The following is a 22,112-nucleotide window of genomic DNA, read 5'->3' as shown; positions in this document are numbered from 1 at the left end:
CAACCTGAACAAAACCTTCCAGAATCATGAAGAAACTTATATTATTCCTATTTACGGCACTAAGCTTACAATCCCTTCAAGCACAAGATTTACGTGTAGAACCACTGAACTGGTGGGTGGGCATGAAAAACCCTAAATTACAGCTTCTAATCCACGGAAAGGACTTAAAAGGTAGCGAGGTCATCGCCAATAAACCTGGTTTAAAGATCCTAAAAGTTAACAATGCCGACAGCCCTAATTACCTTTTCGTTGACTGCGAGATAGCGGAAAACGCGCTGGCGGGGACATACCCGATTGACATTAAAAAAGGCAATAAAATCATCCACCACATCGATTACAAACTCGAAGCGCGCATACCGAATTCCGCGAATCGGCCCTCATATACAACCAAAGATGTCATTTACCTGATCACGCCAGATCGTTTTGCGAATGGAGATCCAAGCAACGATGCGGCACCTGGATTTCGGGAGCCAAATCCCGCAAGAAACGAGATGTACGGTCGGCATGGAGGGGATTTAAAAGGCATCATCGACCGTTTGCCATACCTGCATGATATGGGATTTACGGCCATTTGGAATTTGCCCGTTCAAACGAATGATCAGGCAAAAGAAAGTTATCACGGCTACGCCATCACGGATCATTATGCGATTGATCCACGTTTTGGTACCAACAAACAATATCAAGAGTTAGCAGAGAAGGCAGGCCAAAAAGGTATTAAAATCATCATGGATGTAATTTTAAATCACTGTGGAGATGGACACTGGTGGATGAAGGATTTTCCATTCAAGGACTGGATCAATTTTGATGGCAAATTTGTCTCTACCACCCACCGCAGAGAAACGGTTCAAGATCCACATGTTTCGAAGTTTGATGCGAAGATGCAGTCGGAGGGTTGGTTTGTTCCAGCGATGCCGGATTTGAATCAGAAGAATCCATTTATGGCAAACTACTTGAAACAAAATACGATTTGGTGGATTGAATATGCGCATTTGGGCGGAATTCGAATAGATACCTATCCGTATTCGGATAAGTATTTTGCGGCGAGCTGGTCGGATGCGGTATTAGCCGAGTATCCAAATCTGAATATGGTAGGAGAGGATTGGTCTTCAAATCCAATCATTACCTCGTACTGGCAAAGAGGTAAGGTAAACCGGGACGGCTTCAAATCATCATTGCCAGCATTAATGGATTTCCCTCTTCAAAGTGCAGTATCAGAAGCGATGAATGAGAATGACCAAGATTGGGGGAAAGGCCTGAACAAGATATACTCGGTGATATCAAATGATTTGATCTATTCGAATCCGGATAATTTGGTGGTGTTTGGGGATAATCACGACATGTCACGGTTCTATTCTCAAGTGAAACATGATCAGGCATTATTCCGAATGGGAATGACGTACCTACTAACGACGCGGGGTATTCCGCAAATTTTCTATGGTACTGAAATTTTAATGTCGAATCCCAAAAGCAATGAACATGGGGAGATTCGGGGTGATTTCTATGGCGGCTGGCCAGGCGATGCCAAAGATGCCGTTACGCAGCGGGGCTTATCAGCTGATGAGAAAAGTACACAAGATTTCTTCAAAAAATTATTGAATTGGCGGAAAAATAACGCTGTGATTCACGAAGGAAAGTTGACGCATTTCGGTCCAGAAAATGGGGTTTATGTGTATTTCCGTCATTCAGAAAAGGGCAAAGTGATGGTGGTTATGAACAAGAATTCAACCGCAAAATCATTGGCTATGGACCATTATTCAGAATTAGTGAAGCCGGGTGCGCGCCTGATGGACGTGTTGAATGACAAAACTCAGGTATTGGGAAATACCTTAGATATTCCAGCTAAAACAGCCATGATTTACGAGATACAAGAATAGCTTGACCGTTAAATAAATATTAGTTGAGTCGATAAGGGAGAGTGATTACATTTGAAAGTAAACATTTCCTCTATTCTATGAACAAATCTTTTCTATCCTCTCGCGCGCTACTTTTTTTTAGTCTACTTAGCGTATTAGTTGGGTTTTCGAGCTGTAGCCACCAAATCAAAACCGGTATGGGCGGTTTTGCCGATATTTCGCTGAACCGAAATTCTTCTGAGTACGATATCAAGCGATTACCCGAAGTTTCAGGGACAGGAAATGCCATTTTTGGAATTCCGTATACAAGTTCCAACGCTGCTCGAAATAAAACGGGTTTTGTCTTTCGTTTGAATGGGGTGACCATAGGTCGTGTTCCCCGTATATTGCCAATTTTAACCTTGCTTACCACAACCTTGTCAACGGGATATTATGTTCAAACATTTGTAGGTCTAAAAGATAACGCTAAAAATTTCGATGATTATAAGCTTAGTTATGGTGTCGCGTGTTTACTAGCCTTACCTGTAACTGGTTTTGCCAATAACCTTACTTGGAAAAATGTGGCGGTCGCAAATGTATTGCATGAAATGAATTATCAATTGGTAGATCAAAATCCAGATATTGATGTCTTTGCTAGTCCAAAATATTTAGTTAACAATAAGTGGGGTGTTTGGACGCAAAACGCGGATGCAAAGGTGAATGTATTGGGCGCACGCATTCGTACTGAGCGCGTGGTGGTACCAAGACCATAAGAGAGGATATGCATGGTTAAGCTACGAACATTTTTTTTGGTTTATACGACCATCTTTTTTGGTTGCGCATTATCCGTACATGCCCAGGAAGTTTCCAATGTACAGGTTGGCTATGTGCCTGAAATCAAACGATTTGAGGTGTATTTCGATTTGGATAGTAAGTTAAAACAAGGGGTAGATTTAAAAGTATATGTTCAAGAGTATCCGAATGGGGCTCGAAAACAAGTGGAAACATCATCCATTCATGGATTGAGTTTAAAGGGCATAATGCCAGGATTTAATTACTATTTCCAAATTGATACCAAAGGATTAAACCTCCCCCCATCAGAATACGTGTTTGAAATTACGCCTACCACTTTACAGGCTAAAGGGGAATTCAAGCAAGTGGAAGTACTTAAAAAGGAAGTTGTGGATGCGGCTCCAAGAAAGACAATTCAAATTATTCAGCCATTTGAGCAAGCATTCAAGTTTGCGAGCATTGGCATAAGTCCCATTACGCTTGGTGGTGAGCAATCGAATTTGACCATTGCCAGTAATTTTGGTGTAATCAATGGTGGTTATGGCTATAGTTTAAGTGTATTGTATGGGCTATCGGGTTCACCTTCTACCACTTATGTTGCTTCAAATACGCAAATCACGAATTATTCTCGGGCTAATTCCATTTATAAATTTACGAACGAAGTGAAGACGTCACGTTTATCGATAGTCCCTTCATTTTTATTGGGCATTAAGGAATTTCTGTACGTTCGTGCGGGGCTGGGATATGGTTCTCGTGCCTTGTATTGGGCGGCAGATGAGTTTAGTTTTACCGGCACGAAAACAGGTGAAATTTGGGCAAAGAATTCCTTTGCGAGTCAATCAGGCCTGGAGTTGGAAGGTGGATTTAATTTAATGTTTAAAAAGATGCACATAGCCACGGGAATTAATTATTTAGGTCTTTTTAAAACAGCGGATACCAAAGCCTTTTCCGATGTATGGATTGGATTCGGATTAAATTTTTAATGGATGAAAAGGTGCTTGTTTATTTGGGTTGTTTTTTTGTTCTCTTCATGCGAAAAGGATCCCGCTATACCTTTTGGGAAAGGCAATTTTGTGGATGTGTCTACGAATGCCGTCAGTAATATACAAGATACCCGAGCCACTTCGGGGATAGCAATCACTAACCTGACGAGTCAATATAGCGTTCAAGAGCGCGGTTTATGTTATGGATTGACTAGCAATCCCACCATTTCAGATGCGGTAGTTTCTCCGGGAGTCAACCCAGCCCAAATGACTTTGGTGGATTTAATTCCAGGCCAAAAGTATTTTGTCCGATCTTATGCAAGAATCAATGGGATTTTCACCTATGGAAACCAACGCGAATTTATCACCTCAGCGAATAGTTCAGGCATGGCGAATGGACTCGTAACTTATTTTCCGCTCAATGGGGATACGCGCGATTATTCCAGTTCATTAAATAACTTAAACGGAATAGCAACAAAAACGACCGGACGTTTTGGCGTATCAAATTCTGCATTTGCTTTTAATGGATCGAGTAATTTTTTAACCATGTTGTTGCCAAAGAATTTACCAGCAAATAATTCAGCTTATTCGATTTCCGTGTGGTTTAAAGCCGATGTCTGGAATCGTGAAATGACCATTATGGGATATGGTCCTTCAGGTCCTTCTGCTGCAAGCAATTACGTAAAAACCTTGCCTGCGGGCGGTTTAATGCATTATCATTGGAATTTGGATTTTACTATTACCAGATCAATATTTACGGGTCGTTGGACGCATTTAGTTATCACTTATGATGGCGCAAATGAACGTTTTTATATCAATGGCGCCCTTGTCAACAACTGGAATCATCCCGCAAGTCCATTGTTTTTGAACCCCAGTGTTTTATCCATAGGTGCCCGAGTTGTTAATGCTGCCAACAACGACGTCAAAGAGTATTTCAGTGGATCGGTAGATGAATTAAGAATTTATAATCGTGCGCTAAGTGCAAACGAGGCGACCATTTTACATTCATTGTAATCCCCAAGATAAAATTGCCTTCCCTTGTTAATTGATTATAACCTAGTATCTTGTTGATATATTAAGACCTGAAAGGGCACTAGTTCTAATCAAAATTTCAATGAAGGTAAGTCGCCTGTTTAAGGCCTTATGCTGTATTCTGTTGCTTGTTTCTGTACGAAGTGTGGCAGAAGATTCGTACAATCCTTCCAAATTCATCCTTGATTTACGCTATCAAGATCCCAAATTCATGTGGGATACTTGGGATCGAATTTTTCGAGAAGATGGTAGTTTTTTTTCTTCAGGAAATGCTCCTGATTTAGAGCGAATTCTGGAAAACCAATGGCGGGAGGCACGTAAAAAAAATGATTTAGATTTAATGGTTAAGGCTGCGATTCCACTCGCGATGGTTTATCATAATCAAGCTAAATTTACCCATGGTTTACCTTTCTTTGAGTTCTTGTTTGCAAATCGAAATCGAGTGCCTTCTTATTATTGGCCTCATGTGCTAATCAAATTAGAGGAAGAATATCGCGGAAAAAATGAGCTTGAAAAGGCTATCCCCATTCGGCGATTACGCATTAAATTAGGGTATGTTAAGACTTTTTGGGAAATCTACCGGGAATGCGGGCTGTTTGAGGATGCATTACGTGATTTTTTACAGCTTCAACCTGTTCCGCCCAAAGGTGACTATCGCCGACTGTTTTATTTACAGCGTCTTGGTTGGCTTTATTTTGATTTAAAGCAATACAAAAAGGCTAGGGAAGTTAATCAGCAAGGATATCGTGAGGTCGCAGAAGTTCGAAAAGCGGCGAAGCAAATCTATTTGCCTCGGGAGTTACGCTATTGGGAGGGTTTATTCACCGGTCAAATTGCACAATGCAATATGCAGTTAGGTGAATTTCGTCGTGTCATTCCCATGTTGCTTTTTGACATAAAATCCAGTGCAGATAATCCAGATAATCAGATTGTTAAATTGATACTTCTTGCCCGCACCTATTTACATGATGAGCGGCGGGCTGATGCAAAAAAACAGCTAGATCGTGCACGATTCATGATGGCACAAAAGGTTATCCAACCCACCAACAGCATGCTGTTAGAGTCGTACAAAGACTATTATTTCGCTGTGCGACAGTATGATTCAGCTTTTTATTACAGCCAAGCATTCCAAGCCTATCAAGATACCATCAATACGCATATTAATCGGAATAAATCCATTTTGTTGTTAGGACAATTAGAACTAGCCAAACACCGAGAGGAATCCTTAAAGGACAAACACGATGTGGAGGTTTATTCAGAATCTTCTAAATTACAGGATTTCAAAATTAAATTATTGAGCATTATTTTAGGTACAATCCTTTTTGGTTCAGTTTTATTATTTGTCAATTTTCGTCAAAAGGGTTTGTTGCAACAAAATCAAATACAATTGGCCTTGGAACATGAACGAAATGCCGTGCTATTGAAGGAATTGCATCATAGAGTTAAGAATAATTTACAGGTGATTTATAGTCTGCTTAATCTCCAAAAGCGACGCAGTAAAAATATTGAATCCATTGATCTCATCATGGCACTTCAGAATCGAATTCAGACCATTGCGCTGGTACATAACAACCTATTTCAGTCGGATGAAATGGAATATGTCCAACTAGATAAATACGTAAGGACCTTGGTGGAGCATTTGAAACAAATGTATACGCAAGACGAAATTAAACCCGTGGAAATACATTTTCATATAGACGAGACAATCAAATTACGTTTTGAGCGAATAGGTACATTAGGATTGGTCATCAATGAGATCGCATCCAATGCATTTAAATATGCTTTTACTGAGGTAGATCAAGGATTTTTACGGATTGATATCCAACAAATGGGTCAAAAAATTGTCGTCGAAATTGAGGATAATGGACCTGGAATTGTATCAGAAATCAAAAGCAGGTCAAATTTGGGAATGCGCCTTATTCGTATTTTGAGTGAGCAGATGGGAGCAATATATCGCCTGGAGCAAGGTCGAGGAATCAAACATTTAATTTCATTTAATAAGTAAAATTTATGGAGCAAAAGCGTATTTTGATTTTAGAAGATGAGATTATTGTTGCCTTGGATATCAAAGAGATTCTGGAGAATTTGGGTTATACATGTATGGTTACCCATGAATTTAGCAAGGCCTTGGGGGCGATCTCCGCTTTCCAACCGCACTTAGCCATTTGTGACATTAATATTGGGGAGGGGGAATCAGGAATAGATTTTGTTAAACAAGTGCAAGCTTTAATGCCTGCGCTTGCCGTCATTTATTTGACGGCCTTTAGCGATCGTAAAATGGTCGAGTTAGCGGGCAAGACGCATCCGGTCAATTATATTTTAAAACCTTGGAGTGATCACCAGATACGGGTATCTGTGGAAATGGCCTTTGATCAGATTGAAGCGCTGGACGAGCAAACGCAAAAGTTAGTTGATTTAACGGTGGCAGAATTAAAAATATTGGAGCTAATTGCACAAAACAAGAAGAGCAAGGAAATTGCCGATCTCTTGTTCATATCTGAAAAGACGGTCAAAAATCACCGCTATCACATTAGTAAGAAGTTGAACTTATCGACAGAGAACAACAGTTTACTTTCCTTTGCCCTCAGTCATTTTGGGTATAAAAATGAGGCCTAGGTCTCATTGTGGGTATCGCGTTAAGGTGGTTACTTTGTTTAAGTAATAACCCTAGTTCTACTACGTAACACGATTACCTAACCCTAATACCTTTAATTTTATGCGAAGCCTCTGCTAGGGATAGTGGGGGCTTTATTTTTTTATCTGAAAACAAAAAGGACATCTCTTTCGAAATGTCCTATTTTAATGGATTAGCCCTGTAAGGAATCGAGTCGGACGCGACCCCGGCTTCAACTTAAGTAGCGTAAATCTGCAGTTGTAAAAAAGGTATTATTCAGTCAAATGCTTTTTGAAGAAATTTATTGTTCTATTCCACGCTAAATCGGCCGGTTCTTTCTGATAGCGCGCTGGGGATGCGTCATTATTAAAGGCATGTTGTGCCCCTTCATAAATGAACAATTGATAATCTATTTGATTGCTTTTCAGCGCATTTTCATAAGCTGGAATACCCGCATTGATACGTTCATCTAAACCGGCATAATGAAGCATTAATTTGGCTTTAATTTTAGGCACGAGTGCGGCGTCGATTTGCCGACCGTAATAAGGAACGCCTAAAGTTAACGCAGGATCTGCTGCAGCCAAATCGTTCACGACTCCACCACCCCAACAAAATCCAATGCAAGCAGTTTTTTGATTACTATTTTTTAAAGATCTGAGGTAGCCAAGGCCGCTCAGCATATTTTCGATGTTTTGTTTCGCATCTAATTTACCAATCAACGTTCGTCCCTCATCTTCATTGGTAGGCGTCCCACCAAATTGACTCAAGCCGTCGATTCCTAATGCGATAAATCCCTCCTTGGCGATTCGCCTCGTAACATCTTTAATGTGTGGGGTTAAGCCTCTGTTTTCATGTATAACCAAAACAGCGCCCAAGCGCTTTTTCGCCTGCTTGGGTTGGGCTAAATAGCCTTTGATAATCCCATTGGAGGAAGGGAACTCCGCGGATGAAATGAGTAAGTCGCTATCATCCTCGGCTACTTGCGCACTTGCCGCATAACTACCCTCCAAAGCGGGTAAAATCGTGCTTAATGCAGCTGTACCGCCGATTAATTTGGTTAATCGGCTTAAAAATTCCACTCTAGTTAAAGGCTTGTGTGTATATTCATCAAATAGTTGGATGATTTCTTGATTTAACTTCATCGGTTATTTTATTTAAAATGTTATTTTTCAGGAATGATTGGCAATATAAAATTTTATTGGCGGGGTTTACATGTTTGTGCCAACTAGCACAAAATTTTTCAAATCCATAACATTGGTACCTATGAGAAAATTAATTCAAGCATTGTTTTTTATTTCGTTTGCTTTTTTGACTCAAGCTCAGATAGTTGACTTTTCAAATGCGCATGTACTGGTAACAAAAGAATTAAAATCTCCTTTTAGAGAAACTTATATCAGGCTAATTCAGGAGGAGATTAAAAAGCGGACTGAGATTAATTTGCGTGTGCAAGATCAATCCGATATGACGCCGGTGATTGCTTTGGCGTTTGCCACAGATCAAGATTTACATGGCATTCCGTTGCCCCAATTTCCTAAAAATTCGCCCGCATTTGCCAAAGAGGGATATGCTCTCTCCATCGATATACGTACGAAAAGGCCTATTTTATGGCTCATAGGTGGGGATGAAAGGGGTATTTTATATTCCATGGGGGAGTTTTTTCGAAAAGCCCATTTGTCAAAGAATAAAATTTTACTTGATAAAAAATACGAGGTGGCTATTTCACCGCTGCATACGATTCGTGGCCACCAGTTGGGTTATCGAAACACGGCGAATTCATGGGATGCTTGGGATCCGAAGCAGTATGAACAATACATTCGAGATTTAGCGCTTTTTGGAATGAATGCGATTGAAAATATTCCCATGGAGGACAGCCCGCTGGGGCCTCACATGAAATTATCTCGAGAGGAAATGAATGTTAAATTAAGCCAAATCTGTTCGAATTATGGGCTTGATTATTGGGTTTGGACACCTGCTGTTGTGGACTTAGCGGATGAAGCTAAGTTTAAGCAGGAGGTCATGAAGCACGCTGATTTTTATAAGAGAACCCCTAAGATCGATGGCGTTTTTTTTCCAGGGGGTGATCCAGGAAGTAATCATCCGAAATATGTGTTGCCTTTCTTACAAGCAATCGCAGCTGAATTGAAATTATCCCATCCTGCAGCGGGGATGTGGGTTTCTCTGCAAGGATTTAGTGATGATGAGGTTAATTATTTTTACGAATACTTGGAAAAGTATCAGCCCAACTGGCTTGCGGGAGTTGTCACAGGTCCCAGCAGCCCTGATCTGGCCAGCACCCGATTTAGATTGCCCAAACAATACAAGCACCGCCATTACCCAGATATCACGCATACGGTGCGTTGCCAATATCCCACCGAAAATTGGGATCAGGCATTTGCCCTCACCGAAGGGCGTGAAGTTTCGAATCCTCAGCCAGTATATTATGCGAAAATACATCAGCGATTTGCGCATTTGACAGATGGATCCATAACTTATTCCGATGGTGTGCACGATGATGTCAATAAAGCGATTTGGAGCCAAAAATCGGTAGATCCTTCAAAAGAGGTACGAGAGGTGTTAGTTGATTATGCGCGATTCTTTTTTGGCCAACAGGTATCCGAGAAAGTGGCTGATGGCATTTTGGCTTTGGAGCGTAATTGGGTTGGTCCGGTAGAGGAAAATGGGGGTATTGAAACAACCTTTGCGTACTGGGTTAATTTAGAATTACAATATCCAACCTTGAAGAATAATTGGCGTTGGCAACAGCTATTGTTGCGCGCTTATTACGATACCTACGTAAAACGGCGCAAAATCCGGGAGCAAAAATTGGAGCAACAAGCGAATCTAATCTTAGCCAAAGCTAGCGAAATAGGTGTGAATAAAGCGATGGAAATGGCGCTTGCGAAGGTTAATGAGGCAGATAATTCGTTAGAAAATTCAGAAATACGTCAAAAAATCATCTCGTATTGCGATGCATTATTTACCTCCATTGGTTTACAGACGAGTGTGGAGAAGTATCGGGCTAGTGGCGCTGAACGTGGGGCCATATTGGATTTTATTGATTACCCACTTAATAACCGGTGGTGGTTGGCCGATGAGTTCGAAAAAATTAAAAAAATGCCCAAAGAGGAAGACCAATTAGCACGCATCGCGGTGATTGCGAATTGGGAGAATCCGGGGATTGGTAGTTTTTACGATAACGTATCAGATGTCTCGAAAGGTCCCCGAGTGACGACTCGTACGGATGATGGAACGGATGTGTTGTGGGAGGAAAATGGTAAAAGTAGGCGCCGACTATCCTCCCAACTGTATCAAAATTTTCCTAAACTAACGTATGTGGATCTAGACCCCAACGCCAAATACTCCATTCGGATTTCAGGTTATGGAGAGGCTTTACTGCGCGTAGATGGGGTTCGCATTGCGCCAACGCTCTATCAAAAAGGCATGGGGGAGTTCAAGGAGTTTCAGCTCAGCCCACAGTATGTAAGTGATGGTAAAATTGACGTAACGTTTGATGAACCCGAGGAGTCACATTTAAATTGGCGCCAACATTCCAAAGTTTTTGATGTGTGGTTATTAAAAAATTAATGGGCTTAAATAAGTATGTGTAGATATGTATAAAACATGTTTTTATGGGCCACATTTCATTCCTAATTGTAGGGCAATTTTAAAATCTCTAATTTCAATTTATGAAAATAGTAGTTGGGATTGTTGGGCTTTTGATTTTTAACTTTCACATTTCTTTTGCGTTAACCGCATTTGAATGGGTGGATTATAAAGCCAGAATATTCAATCGAATTAACTTGCAAACAAAAACTTTTGAGGTAAAAAAGTTTGATGGTTCTTGGGAAAGACAATTTGAAGTAAAGTTTGATCAGGTTAATCTTGCTGATATTCCCAACTCGTGTGCTCCTCTTAGCTTTGAACGGAGTAAAAGAATGATTTTTTCTATCCCAGGGACTGGACAGGTTTATGAATTCGATAAAGCAAAGAAGGTTTTACAAAGAATGGACCAGACCTTTTTTCGCGGGTACAATTTTTTCGCACTTCAATATGTAAAGAATGATACCTTGTTTAGTTTGGGAGGAGAGGGGTTTTGGCGAAGCAATAATGTTTTAAGTTTTTTTGATTTCAAGTATAAAGAGTGGGAGCAAATTAAAACCTTTGGAGAAGCTCCAGAGGGCTTATTGAGTCTGCATGCGGCAATCAATCCAAGTCAAACAAAAGTTATTGCCATTGAAGCCTTTCATCAAGGGGAATATCAGGTTCCACATTTAGGGTATTACGAGCTTGATTTGTCGAGTCGTATTTGGGAAAAGAAGGGGAATGTGGATTTAGGAGCTTTAAAAAAACTAGGTCAATCGAGTGCAAATTTCGTGTTACGTAACAATTTGATGTTTTTTAATGACCTTCAAATTGGCTTGTTTGTTGATCCTGAGGAAAATCAAATTTACAAATACATCGGGCCTAAAAAGCAATTTTTTTTGATGGAATCTGTGTTGTTTGAACGGGGGAATCAGATTTTGTCTAAACGGCATGATAAGAATAGCACAGGAGATCATTATAAAATCGATTCGATGTCAGTGGATGAATTGAGGAAAAATTCTCAGTTGGTGGGCCGCTTCTATTCAAAAGACCCCATGTTTTCGAACATCGAGTATTTGTCTATTGCTTTAGGTTTATTATTATTCATCAGCGTTTGGTTTAATTATCGATTCTCATTGAAGAAGAACAAGATGCCAAAATATGACGCAATCAACAATTTGCCAGCAGGGGGAAAAGAATTTATTGAGCTATTTAAGTTGAATGGGGGTGATTATTTAGTCAGTACGGATGAAATCTCTATTTTACTTGGTTGTGAAAAGAAAGCCTTTGATACGCAAAGGCAGTACCGAGCTCAGTTTATTAATGCGATGAATCAGTACTTTGCTGATCATTATCAGATTGAAGAAGCTGTTTTTCGAATTGCAGATGAGGATGATAAGCGGTTTGTAAAATATGGATTGAAAAAGGAGGCCCTGGATTAATTACGCTGCAGTTGATCCCACTTATTTTGTGTTATGTACTCGAAAAACACATTAATCTTCTTATGTTTTGATAGTTGTTGTAACCTTGCTAACGGGTTTTTAAATTCAATTGGAAAATATATAAACAACCAAATATGAAAAGATTAACTATTTGTTTTATTCATTTTTTTGTGTTCTTGTGTGGTACTAGTTCTCTTTATTCACAGAGTAGTAATAATCTTAGAAAAGAATTATGCTACTATTGTAGTGGTCATAAATTAATTAGAGAACAAGTTACTTGTTCTAATTGTAGAAATTGGAATGCTGAATATAGGCGCAAAGTCCCATGTAGAGTTTGCAAAGACAGTAGATCTGTTATTGGGCCGATAATTAAATGTACTCGTTGTGGAGGGAAAGGATATAGGCTTGTTGATAATCTTAGCGACAATATGGCGTATGTTAAAGAAGCATTAGCTGATTGGAGACTCAGCACTGAATCTAAGAATTATTGGAATAATTTTGTCTTTTGGATTGTTGATTATAGACACGTATGGCTATATAGTGATTCTTATTCGAAGAAATATGAATTTTTTGATGATGGTAAATTTATATTTACTACCTCTGGTAATACATATTCTGGAACTTGGGAGAAAAGAAAAGGAGACAATTATCACCAAGTGTGGATGTACATATACAAGGATAGTCAAAGATATTTAATGATTATGGATACTGCGTATCCTGAGCGAGGGTTTGAACCTTATTAATTACAAATTAATAACATATTTTATTTTAAAAATAAATTTAGATATTGGAATAAAACAAAGCATAATTAGATTTTATTTAAACAACAAAAAAGACATCTCTTTCGAAATGTCTTTTTTTTATGGAGTAGCCCCGGCAGGAATCGAACCTGCATCTTAGGTACCGGAAACCTACATTCTATCCATTGAACTACGGAGCCAGGATTGCAAATTTACGAATACTTCTCCAATTGTCTTACCAGCACATTAAAATCTTTTGGGTAGGGTGCTTCCACGGTAACTAGGCTGTCATCCATCAGTTTAAAAGTCAAACTATGGGCGTGTAGCGCCACACGTCGCATCAGCGGTCGTTCTTCTGTATCTTTTTTAAGATGAAAATTACGCTTCAAATCAGACAGATAGACGTCCTTTCCGCCATACATTTCATCTGCAACAATGGGTGCCTGTAAACAGGTTAAGTGAATGCGAATTTGGTGCATGCGGCCCGTGATGGGCATGCATTCTACCAAAGTATATCCCTTAAATACCTGCATTGATCGAAACCAAGTCTCCGCATGTTTACCATTTGTTCTAGCAATAATTACTTTCCCATCTTTTAAGGGAAGAATAGGTAAATTTACCAACATGCCATCCCAGTCGTGCATGCCTTCCACCACCGCATGATAGCGTTTTGCCGTTTCGCGATGCTCAAATTGCATGGAAATATGTCGGTAAGCCTCTGGGTTTTTGGCAATCACCAAAGCCCCCGTTGTTTCTTTGTCCAAACGATGTCCCACCTGCGCATCCTCCCAATATACTTTCGCCATGCGCAAAATACTAGGCGCATAATCATCCTTCCGCTCATCCAAAGTCGCAATGCCCGAAGGCTTATTGATGACAATGAAATCATCGTTTTCAAAAAGGATGTAATCTTGTAATTTGTATTTCATATAAGTCACTAGTCGCTAGTCTTTAGTCCGGAGTACTATCTTTTACCTTTTTTCCAACGTCCAACGTCTAGCGTCTAACGTCCAACTTTTAGCGTCTAACGTCCAACGTCTAGCGTCCAACGTCTAATTTAATTGGGTAAACTAATCTTCCCCATCGTCATCCAAGGCGAATCACCTAAACGGCGATCAGGTGCCGGATTCGGGTCAGTCAATGTTTCATTGGCCAATAAAGCAAATAAAATCGCTTCTTTCGCCGCTGATTCGATTCCCAAAACTTCAGAATCTTGTATCGTAAATCCAGGCAACAAAGTTTGTAAATATTTCATCATCAAAGGATTACGCGCGCCGCCACCACTCACATATACCTGTCCATCTTCCAAACCCGTATAATGTTGAATAGCTAAGGCAATACTCTCCGCTGTAAAATAGGTGAGTGTCGCAATGCTATCTTCCGGACTTATTCCCGCCGGTGCTATTTCGCTAATTCGGCCGATGTTAAAATATTCCGGCCCCGTACTTTTTGGGAAGGATTCTTGGAAAAAGGGCAAGGCCAATAAGGCTTTTAAAAATTCGGGATGAACCTTACCTGAACGCGCGATTTGGGAATCTTCATCGTAGGACTTTCCTGGATAGTGAGCCCGCACCCATGCGTCAATCAAGGTATTTCCAGGACCTGTATCTGTTACCAAAATATCCTGAGGGTCTTGATTTGCCGGCAAATAGGTAAAATTACCAATGCCCCCAATGTTCAATAAAATACGCTCCTCCTCTGGTTTGGTAAAAAGAAAATAATCACCAAACATTGCCAATGGGGCTCCTTCGCCTCCTGCCGCTAGGTGTTTCTGTCGGAAATCCGATAGCGTAATAATCCCTGTTAAATGTGCCAAATGATCACCATCCCCTATTTGTAAGGTAGAATTCGGCAATCCTCCCGTCCGATCTGGTCGGTGCATCACCGTTTGTCCATGCGAAGCTAAAGCATCTACTTCTGCGGGTTTAACTCCCCAGCGGGCTAATGTGTCTAAAATAATCGCGGCATGAGTTCGGGCTATCTGTACATTCAAGGTACTTAGGCTTGGGAAATGGATATGTTCTTTCGCAAAAACCTCCCGAATTGATTCCTTGAATTCCGTTGAAAAAGGCACAGAATCGAAATGGATTAACTCGCATTTTGTTTCAAGTCCTTGTCCACTAAACCGACATAAAGCCATATCCAAGCCATCCAAGGATGTACCGGACATCAAGCCCAAAATCGTTCGGGTAGGTTGTTCCGCAATGCGATAAAGTTTTTCGATTTGTGGATTCAAAGTTTTGTGCTTAACCCCTCAGCTTCGCCAATCCTTGAAGGTTTGGCGAAGCTAAAATGAGGGAGCACAAAGCTACAAAAAAATCCCCCAAGGAAGGTTGAAATTTCATCAAGTACTTGATAATTAATTGATAATTCCCCACCTTGATTTCGTATCTTTGTGGCTAATTATTTTCAATCTCCATCGTTATGGCACTTGATATTATTATTGTTGGCGGAGGCATTGTAGGCCTAGCCACTGCACACCGTTTGCTTGAAGCTAATCCAGCTTTGAAAATTGCGCTATTTGAAAAAGAAAATATGGTCTCCATGCACCAGACCGGGAATAACTCAGGAGTGATTCACTCCGGGTTATATTACAAACCGGGTTCGCTAAAAGCCAAAAACTGTATTGAAGGCTACCATCAATTAATCGAGTATTGCCAAAAAGAAGATATTCCTTTCGAATTAACCGGAAAAGTGGTGGTTGCCAGTACCCAAGCGCAAAGACCACAATTAGATACCTTGTTTCAGCGTGGTCAGGATAATGGCCTTGGCGGATTGAAGAAATTGTCATTAGCGGAAATGCGCGAATATGAGCCTCATGTTACCGGTGTTGAGGGTTTGTTTGTACCTCAAACAGGTATCGTCGACTACCGTGCCGTTGCCGCTAAATTAGCGCAAGGTGTTCAAGCCAACGGATGTGAAATACACCTAGGTGAAAAAGTTATCAACATCACCAAAGGGCTGACCTACTCAATCGTTGAAACGGAAAAGGCCGTTTATGAGGCAAAACTCATTATCAATTGCGCCGGTTTGTATTCCGACCAAGTTGCCCAATGGACGCAAAAAGAGCCTTTAGATGTGCGAATCGTACCGTTTAGAGGGGAATATTACAAGCTCAGAAAAGACAAAGAATACCTCGTAAAGAATTTGATTTATCCAGTACCTGATCCCAATTTCCCATTCCTAGGGGTACATTTTACTCGCATGATGCGTGGAGGCGTGGAAGCTGGTCCTAATGCCGTTTTGGCGTTCAAAAAGGAAGGCTATAATAAATTAGGTATCAACGCTAAGGAACTTTGGGATACACTAACTTGGCCAGGTTTTCAAAAAGTAGCGGCCAAATATTGGGAAACAGGTCTCGGTGAAATGTATCGAAGTTTCTCGAAAGAAGCCTTTACCAAAGCCCTGCAAGTTCTTATTCCTGAAATACAAATGGATGATTTGGTTGAGGGTGGAGCGGGTGTTCGTGCGCAGGCATGTGATCGGACCGGAGGTTTATTGGATGATTTTTCGATCGTCGAAGATGAAAAGGTTATCAATATTTTGAACGCGCCAAGCCCCGCGGCAACATCGTCGTTAGCTATCGGTAAGACCGTGGCCGAAATGGCGCTGGTGCGTTTTGAGTAAATGGTAGAGACGCGATACTTCGCGTCTTTGAAAATAAGCAGACGCGAGGTATCGCGTCTCTACAGATTTGGAGCGAGCTTTCGCGTCATGAAAAAAATGATCCGTCACCAACATGAAATTATTACTTACTTACCTTACCCATTACCGCTGGCGTGTCTTCGCAGCTTTAGGGCTTGCGGCGACCAACCAGATTTTCTCCTTGATGGATCCCTACATTTTTCGGAAAATCATCGATGATGTAGCGGCGGTTTATCGGGCAGAAACGCATACTATGGCCCAATTTGTTGATGCTATTTGGCCTTTAGCTTTGGCATCCGTGGGTGTGGCATTCGTGAGTAGGGTAGCGAAAAACTTTCAAGACTATATGATTAATACCGTCACTCAAAAGGTGGGGGCGAATCTATATTCGGACGGAATTCGCCATTCTTTGGAATTGCCATATGAAACGTTTGAAGATCAGCGTTCAGGCGAGACCTTGGGTAAATTACAAAAAGTAAGGACGGATGTAGAAAAATTGATCACCTTGGGCATCAATATTCTTTTTCAATCCGTCATTGCATTGGTATTTATTTCGATCTATGCCTTTTCGGTGCATTGGATGGTTATGCCTTTATTTTTAATCACAGGCCCGTTGATTGCATGGGTATCTTCCGTTTTGAGTAAAAAGATCAAAGTCATTCAAATCGAAATTGTCAAAGAATCAACCGGTTTAGCTGGTTCCACCACAGAATCCCTACGCAATATTGAGCTTGTAAAATCGCTCGGGCTGGCCGAGCAAGAAATTGCTCATTTGAATGCAACCACAGAGAAAATCCTAAAGCTTGAATTGAAAAAGGTGCGTTACGTGCGTTCCATGGCTTTCGTTCAAGGAACCTGTGTTAACCTATTGCGCATGCTCATGGTCGTAGTTTTGATCTATTTAATCTACCAAGGCAAAATTACCATTGGTCAGTTTTATTCTTTAAACATCTATTCATTCTTCCTTTTTAATCCCTTGCAGGAGATTGGAAATGTGGTCAATACCTTCCGCGAAGCAGAAGTGTCATTGCAGAATTTTGAACAGATTTTGGCTATTCCAGGGGAACAAAAACCAGCGAACCCGAAAGCCATAACGCACATTGAGAACTTGACATTTGATCATGTTTCCTTCCAACATCAATCCGCGACCCAAGAAGCACTTTCTGATATTTCCTTCCAAGTGAAAGGCGGGGAAACCATCGCGTTTGTTGGGCCGTCGGGTGCCGGGAAATCTACCTTGGTTAAATTGCTCGTAGGTTTATACCGACCGAAAAAGGGAAATATTTATTATAATGGCGAGCCAGAAGACGCCATTGATTTTGACCAACTCCGTAAAAAAATCGGTTTTGTGACCCAAGACACCCAGTTGTTCTCAGGCTCCATTCGGGAGAACCTCTTATTCGTTAATCCGAACGCGACCGATGCCCAATGTATGGAGGTGCTGGAAAAGGCAGCTTGTCAAAGTTTACTGGCTCGAGCTGATAAAGGTTTAGATTCTTTGATTGGGGAAGGTGGCGTAAAGGTATCCGGAGGAGAAAAGCAGCGCTTAAGTATTGCTCGGGCTTTATTGCGGAATCCAAATTTGTTGGTTTTCGACGAGGCAACTTCTGCCCTAGATTCTTTAACGGAAGAGGAAATTTCGGAAACAATCCGTGCGGTTTCGCAAGATGCGGAGCATTTGACCATATTGATTGCTCACCGCTTATCTACCATCATGCATGCCACGCGTATTTATGTTTTGGAAAAAGGAAAAGTGGTCGAATCAGGGAATCACGATAGTTTGTTGGCCGACAAAGGTTTGTACTATGCCATGTGGCGCCAACAAGTAGGGGAAAACAAATAATTTATTTTGTATTTCCTTGATTGACCATATATTGTTTGGCAATCCTTTGGCTTGAACAAATCGGATTGCGTATATTTGTTGTTTGAAAAAATTTATTCCTATGTCGTTAAACAAATTCTCTAGAACGTTAACACAAGAAGTTACAAATCCTGCGGCGAAAGCGATGCTCTATGGCATTGGATTGACAACTGAGGATATGGATAAGGCGCAGATTGGTATTGCAAGTACCGGTTACGAAGGTAATCCATGCAATATGCACTTAAATGGTCTATCGGTCCATGTTAAGAAAGGAATTCAAGAAAATGGCATGGTGGGGTTAATCTTTCACACGATCGGTGTGTCAGATGGAATGACCAATGGAAATGAGGGGATGAGCTATTCGTTGCCTTCCCGTGATATTATTGCTGATTCAATCGAAAATGTAGTGGGGGCACAATGGTATGATGGCGTGATTGCTGTGGTAGGTTGTGATAAAAATATGCCAGGAGCGATGATGGCGCTTGCGCGTTTGAACCGCCCGGGGATGTTGGTTTACGGAGGAACGATTCGTTCTGGATCTTACAAAGGAGAAAAATTGGATATCGTTTCGGCTTTTGAAGCTCTTGGGAAAAAATATGCCGGAACTATTTCAGAAGAAGATTATGAGGGAGTGATTCGGAATTCGATTCCGGGTGCAGGGGCTTGTGGAGGTATGTATACAGCGAATACCATGGCTTCTTCGATGGAAGCGATGGGCTTAGTTTTACCTAATTCCTCGTCTTATCCAGCTACACATGAAGGGAAAAAAGCGGAGTGTTTGGCAATAGGTGCAGCGATGAAGGTATTGTTGGAGAAAAACATTTGTCCGCGCGATATCATGACACGTCATGCATTTGAGAATGCGATGACTGTGGTTATGGCATTGGGTGGAAGTACCAATGCCGTGTTGCATTATTTAGCGATTGCGCATTCTGCAGGGGTAGAATTTACATTGAAAGATATTCAAGACGTTTCAGATCGCACGCCATTAATGGCTGATTTGAAGCCTTCAGGAAAATATTACATGGAGGATGTTTTGGCGATCGGTGGTATGCCAGCGATTTTAAAATATTTGTTGAAGGAAGGTTATTTGCATGGCGAATGTTTGACAGTAACCGGAAAAACAATGGCTGAGAATTTAGCCGATGCGCCAGATTTGGATTTTGATGCACAAAAGATCGTTTTCCCTAAATCAAAGGCCTTGAAATCTTCAGGCCACATTCAAGTATTGTATGGCAATTTAGCCACGGAAGGTGCCATTGCGAAAATCACAGGCAAAGAAGGAGAGCGTTTTGAGGGTTTGGCGAAAGTATGCGATCGCGAGGAGGATGTGATGGAATTCTTGTCCAAAGGAGAAATAAAAGCAGGACATGTAGTGGTTATTCGCAACGAAGGACCCAAAGGTGGACCTGGAATGCCCGAAATGTTAAAGCCTACCTCTGCACTTATGGGCGCTGGTTTAGGTAATTCAGTTGCCATGATTACGGACGGGCGTTTCTCTGGAGGAACGCACGGGTTTGTGGTAGGTCACGTGACGCCTGAAGCGCAAGAAGGTGGAAACATCGCTTTGGTGAAAGATGGAGATAAGATTACGATTGATGCAGTTGACAATAAAATCATCTTGCATGTATCCGATGAAGAATTAGCCGAACGCCGTAAACTGTGGAAACCGATTGTTTCACCACACACCTCAGGCGTGTTGCGCAAGTACATTAAAAACGTTGCTTCAGCCAGCCAAGGCTGTGTGACGGATTTGTAAAAAAAGAAAATTACCTTTTTTACTAGCAAGGGATAGCTTAAATTAGCTTTTCCTTGAAAGTTGAGAATAAAAAAATGAATACCATGGGACAAACCCAAACGCAGACTGCAGATTCGAATCAGGCCGACCAGAAAAAATTCTTGACTGGTGCGCAAGCCATTATGGAATCATTGGTTGCGCAAGGGGTGACAACTATTTTTGGCTATCCAGGTGGTGCGATTATGCCTACCTACGATGCATTATTTGATTATCAAGATCGCTTAAAGCATATTTTAGTTCGCCACGAACAAGGTGCTGGTCACGCCGCACAAGGGTACGCACGTATGCTGAATAAAGCTGGTGTATGTATGGTGACTTCGGGTCCTGGAGCCACCAACTTGATTACGCCGATCGCCGATGCCATGTTGGATTCAACGCCACTCGTTTGCCTCGTAGGTCAAGTAAAAGGAAATTTATTGGGTACGGATGCTTTCCAAGAGTGTGATTTAATGGGTATTTCTATGCCTGTAACCAAGTGGAATTATCAAATAGTAGATCCCAACGAAATTCCGGAGATCATCGCGAAAGCATTTTACATTGCAGAAACAGGCCGTCCAGGTCCTGTTTTAATCGATATCACACGTACAGCTCAGTCTGAAATGATGACCGAGCCTTTTAAGTATACACCTTGTACGTCCATTATTTCATATAATCCGCGTATTGAGCCGAAGCGTGAGCATCTTGAAGCTGCTGCCAAGCTGATCAATGGGGCCAAAAAGCCCTATATTCTTGCCGGTCACGGAATTATTATTTCCGGTGCTGAAAAAGAATTAAATGAATTGGTTGACAAAGCGGGCATTCCAGTAGCCACAACGCTATTAGGCATGTCATCGATGGATGCGGATCACCCGATGTATGTGGGTTGGCCAGGCATGCATGGTAACTATGGCGCGAATGTTTTGACAAATTCATGTGATGTGTTGATCGCCATCGGTATGCGTTTTGATGACCGGATTACAGGTGATTTGTCGACGTATGCAAAGCAGGCGAAAGTGGTTCATATTGAAATTGATCCGGCTGAAGTAGATAAAAATGTCAAAGCAGACGCTCCTGTTGTGGGTGATGCCAAAGCCGCATTACGTGCATTATTGCCGTTAATTAAGCCTGCAGAACACCTGGCTTGGCGTGCGGAATTTGACGCTTACGACAAAGAAGAATATACAAAGATTACCCTGAAAGATGTATTCCATGATGGGGATCAGATTAAAATGGGCGAGGCTATCGCCATGATGTCTGACAAGACAAAAGGGGAGGCCGTTATTGTTACGGACGTAGGTCAACATCAAATGGTGACTAACCGGTACTACCGATTTAAGAAACAGAATTCGGTCGTGACTTCAGGTGGAGCAGGAACCATGGGTTTTGCTTTGCCGGCAGCGTTCGGAGCTAAAGTTGCTGTTCCTGAGCGAGAAGTTGTTGCGGTAATTGGTGACGGAGGATTTCAAATGACTTTGCAAGAATTGGGTACGATTGCTCAAAGCAAGTTGCCAGTTAAGATCATTATTTTGAATAATAACTTTTTAGGGATGGTTCGCCAGTGGCAAGAGTTGTTTCACGCGCGCCGTTATTCATTCGTTGAATTGGAAAATCCTGATTTCATTACGATTGCCAAAGGCTTTGGTATACCAGGTCATACGGTATCTGATCGTAGTTTGTTAAGCGAGTCTTTGGATACCTTATTGAATTCAGAAACGCCTTATTTGTTAGAAATTGTTTGTGAAAAGGAGGGAAATGTTTTCCCTATGGTGCCTGCGGGCAGTTCCGTAACCAATGTTAGGCTAGAGTAATATG

At 41.3% G+C, this 22,112-nt stretch carries 16 protein-coding genes and 1 tRNA gene; 13 read left to right on the top strand and 4 right to left on the bottom strand.

The window, feature by feature from the left end; all coding sequences use genetic code 11:
* Positions 1 to 26 precede the first annotated feature (26 nt).
* The 6 genes from ACIQZ2_RS01595 to ACIQZ2_RS01570 all read left to right on the top strand — a co-directional run bounded on the left by ACIQZ2_RS01595 (position 27) and on the right by ACIQZ2_RS01570 (position 7,255).
* Positions 27 to 1,874, top strand: coding sequence for a glycoside hydrolase family 13 protein (locus ACIQZ2_RS01595; RefSeq protein WP_395767082.1), 1,848 nt, complete (start codon positions 27 to 29; stop codon positions 1,872 to 1,874).
* A gap of 77 nt (positions 1,875 to 1,951) precedes the next feature.
* Positions 1,952 to 2,605, top strand: coding sequence for a hypothetical protein (locus tag ACIQZ2_RS01590; protein WP_395767081.1), 654 nt, complete (start codon positions 1,952 to 1,954; stop codon positions 2,603 to 2,605).
* Between the two features lie 12 nt (positions 2,606 to 2,617).
* Positions 2,618 to 3,607 carry a hypothetical protein gene (locus ACIQZ2_RS01585; RefSeq protein WP_395767080.1) on the top strand — a complete coding sequence of 330 codons (990 nt, stop codon included), beginning with the start codon at positions 2,618 to 2,620 and terminating at the stop codon, positions 3,605 to 3,607.
* Between the two features lie 3 nt (positions 3,608 to 3,610).
* Positions 3,611 to 4,621: a LamG domain-containing protein gene (locus ACIQZ2_RS01580; RefSeq protein ID WP_395767079.1), complete on the top strand. Its 1,011-nt coding sequence runs from the start codon at positions 3,611 to 3,613 to the stop codon at positions 4,619 to 4,621.
* Between the two features lie 100 nt (positions 4,622 to 4,721).
* Positions 4,722 to 6,644, top strand: coding sequence for a sensor histidine kinase (locus tag ACIQZ2_RS01575; RefSeq protein WP_395767078.1), 1,923 nt, complete (start codon positions 4,722 to 4,724; stop codon positions 6,642 to 6,644).
* A 5-nt stretch (positions 6,645 to 6,649) separates the two neighbouring features.
* Entirely contained in the window at positions 6,650 to 7,255 is a 606-nt protein-coding gene (locus tag ACIQZ2_RS01570) for a DNA-binding response regulator (protein ID WP_395767077.1), read from the top strand.
* Between the two features lie 270 nt (positions 7,256 to 7,525).
* Here ACIQZ2_RS01570 and ACIQZ2_RS01565 read toward each other — a convergent pair whose 3' ends face one another.
* Positions 7,526 to 8,395: a dienelactone hydrolase family protein gene (locus ACIQZ2_RS01565; protein ID WP_395767076.1), complete on the bottom strand. Its 870-nt coding sequence runs from the start codon at positions 8,393 to 8,395 to the stop codon at positions 7,526 to 7,528.
* Positions 8,396 to 8,516: 121 nt separating this feature from the next.
* Between ACIQZ2_RS01565 and ACIQZ2_RS01560 the strand changes: the two genes are divergently transcribed.
* The 3 genes from ACIQZ2_RS01560 to ACIQZ2_RS01550 all read left to right on the top strand — a co-directional run bounded on the left by ACIQZ2_RS01560 (position 8,517) and on the right by ACIQZ2_RS01550 (position 13,020).
* On the top strand, positions 8,517 to 10,838 hold the full coding sequence (locus ACIQZ2_RS01560) for a hypothetical protein (RefSeq protein ID WP_395767075.1): 2,322 nt from the start codon (positions 8,517 to 8,519) through the stop codon (positions 10,836 to 10,838).
* 101 nt (positions 10,839 to 10,939) lie between these two features.
* Positions 10,940 to 12,277 carry a hypothetical protein gene (locus ACIQZ2_RS01555; protein WP_395767074.1) on the top strand — a complete coding sequence of 446 codons (1,338 nt, stop codon included), beginning with the start codon at positions 10,940 to 10,942 and terminating at the stop codon, positions 12,275 to 12,277.
* 134 nt (positions 12,278 to 12,411) lie between these two features.
* Positions 12,412 to 13,020: a hypothetical protein gene (locus ACIQZ2_RS01550; protein WP_395767073.1), complete on the top strand. Its 609-nt coding sequence runs from the start codon at positions 12,412 to 12,414 to the stop codon at positions 13,018 to 13,020.
* Positions 13,021 to 13,145: 125 nt separating this feature from the next.
* Here ACIQZ2_RS01550 and ACIQZ2_RS01545 read toward each other — a convergent pair.
* The 3 genes from ACIQZ2_RS01545 to ACIQZ2_RS01535 all read right to left on the bottom strand — a co-directional run bounded on the left by ACIQZ2_RS01545 (position 13,146) and on the right by ACIQZ2_RS01535 (position 15,253).
* Positions 13,146 to 13,217, bottom strand: a tRNA-Arg gene (locus ACIQZ2_RS01545).
* Positions 13,218 to 13,229: 12 nt separating this feature from the next.
* A complete protein-coding gene (locus ACIQZ2_RS01540) occupies positions 13,230 to 13,946 on the bottom strand; it encodes an RluA family pseudouridine synthase (RefSeq protein WP_395767072.1) in 717 nt (238 codons plus the stop codon).
* Positions 13,947 to 14,074: 128 nt separating this feature from the next.
* Positions 14,075 to 15,253, bottom strand: a complete 1,179-nt coding sequence (locus ACIQZ2_RS01535; RefSeq protein ID WP_395767071.1) for an anhydro-N-acetylmuramic acid kinase — start codon at positions 15,251 to 15,253, stop codon at positions 14,075 to 14,077.
* 188 nt (positions 15,254 to 15,441) lie between these two features.
* Between ACIQZ2_RS01535 and lhgO the strand changes: the two genes are divergently transcribed.
* The 4 genes from lhgO (at position 15,442) to ilvB (ending at position 22,108) form a co-directional block, all read left to right on the top strand.
* Positions 15,442 to 16,644, top strand: a complete 1,203-nt coding sequence (gene lhgO / locus ACIQZ2_RS01530) for an L-2-hydroxyglutarate oxidase (RefSeq protein WP_395767070.1) — start codon at positions 15,442 to 15,444, stop codon at positions 16,642 to 16,644.
* Positions 16,645 to 16,756: 112 nt separating this feature from the next.
* Entirely contained in the window at positions 16,757 to 18,505 is a 1,749-nt protein-coding gene (locus tag ACIQZ2_RS01525; protein ID WP_395767069.1) for an ABC transporter ATP-binding protein, read from the top strand.
* Positions 18,506 to 18,605: 100 nt separating this feature from the next.
* Positions 18,606 to 20,282, top strand: a complete 1,677-nt coding sequence (ilvD, locus tag ACIQZ2_RS01520) for a dihydroxy-acid dehydratase (protein ID WP_395767068.1) — start codon at positions 18,606 to 18,608, stop codon at positions 20,280 to 20,282.
* A gap of 83 nt (positions 20,283 to 20,365) precedes the next feature.
* Positions 20,366 to 22,108 (top strand): biosynthetic-type acetolactate synthase large subunit, encoded by a 1,743-nt coding sequence (gene ilvB / locus ACIQZ2_RS01515; RefSeq protein ID WP_395767111.1) that lies wholly within the window; start codon positions 20,366 to 20,368, stop codon positions 22,106 to 22,108.
* Positions 22,109 to 22,112: the final 4 nt, after the last annotated feature.

Origin of the sequence: Aquirufa sp. (genome assembly GCF_044342065.1) — a bacterium.
GTDB lineage: Bacteria > Bacteroidota > Bacteroidia > Cytophagales > Spirosomataceae > Aquirufa.
The sequence above is the reverse complement of the archived record's forward strand: the minus strand, read 5'-3'. Positions and strand labels throughout refer to the sequence as shown.

Excerpts from the sequence above, each read along its gene's own strand:
- ACIQZ2_RS01595 (WP_395767082.1), top strand. The coding sequence starts at position 27 with ATGAAGAAACTTATATTATTCCTATTTACGGCACTAAGCTTACAATCC.
- ACIQZ2_RS01590 (WP_395767081.1), top strand. The coding sequence starts at position 1,952 with ATGAACAAATCTTTTCTATCCTCTCGCGCGCTACTTTTTTTTAGTCTA.
- ACIQZ2_RS01585 (WP_395767080.1), top strand. The coding sequence starts at position 2,618 with ATGGTTAAGCTACGAACATTTTTTTTGGTTTATACGACCATCTTTTTT.
- ACIQZ2_RS01580 (WP_395767079.1), top strand. The coding sequence starts at position 3,611 with ATGAAAAGGTGCTTGTTTATTTGGGTTGTTTTTTTGTTCTCTTCATGC.
- ACIQZ2_RS01575 (WP_395767078.1), top strand. The coding sequence starts at position 4,722 with ATGAAGGTAAGTCGCCTGTTTAAGGCCTTATGCTGTATTCTGTTGCTT.
- ACIQZ2_RS01570 (WP_395767077.1), top strand. The coding sequence starts at position 6,650 with ATGGAGCAAAAGCGTATTTTGATTTTAGAAGATGAGATTATTGTTGCC.
- ACIQZ2_RS01565 (WP_395767076.1), bottom strand. The coding sequence starts at position 8,395 with ATGAAGTTAAATCAAGAAATCATCCAACTATTTGATGAATATACACAC.
- ACIQZ2_RS01560 (WP_395767075.1), top strand. The coding sequence starts at position 8,517 with ATGAGAAAATTAATTCAAGCATTGTTTTTTATTTCGTTTGCTTTTTTG.
- ACIQZ2_RS01555 (WP_395767074.1), top strand. The coding sequence starts at position 10,940 with ATGAAAATAGTAGTTGGGATTGTTGGGCTTTTGATTTTTAACTTTCAC.
- ACIQZ2_RS01550 (WP_395767073.1), top strand. The coding sequence starts at position 12,412 with ATGAAAAGATTAACTATTTGTTTTATTCATTTTTTTGTGTTCTTGTGT.
- ACIQZ2_RS01540 (WP_395767072.1), bottom strand. The coding sequence starts at position 13,946 with ATGAAATACAAATTACAAGATTACATCCTTTTTGAAAACGATGATTTC.
- lhgO (WP_395767070.1), top strand. The coding sequence starts at position 15,442 with ATGGCACTTGATATTATTATTGTTGGCGGAGGCATTGTAGGCCTAGCC.
- ACIQZ2_RS01525 (WP_395767069.1), top strand. The coding sequence starts at position 16,757 with ATGAAATTATTACTTACTTACCTTACCCATTACCGCTGGCGTGTCTTC.
- ilvD (WP_395767068.1), top strand. The coding sequence starts at position 18,606 with ATGTCGTTAAACAAATTCTCTAGAACGTTAACACAAGAAGTTACAAAT.
- ilvB (WP_395767111.1), top strand. The coding sequence starts at position 20,366 with ATGGGACAAACCCAAACGCAGACTGCAGATTCGAATCAGGCCGACCAG.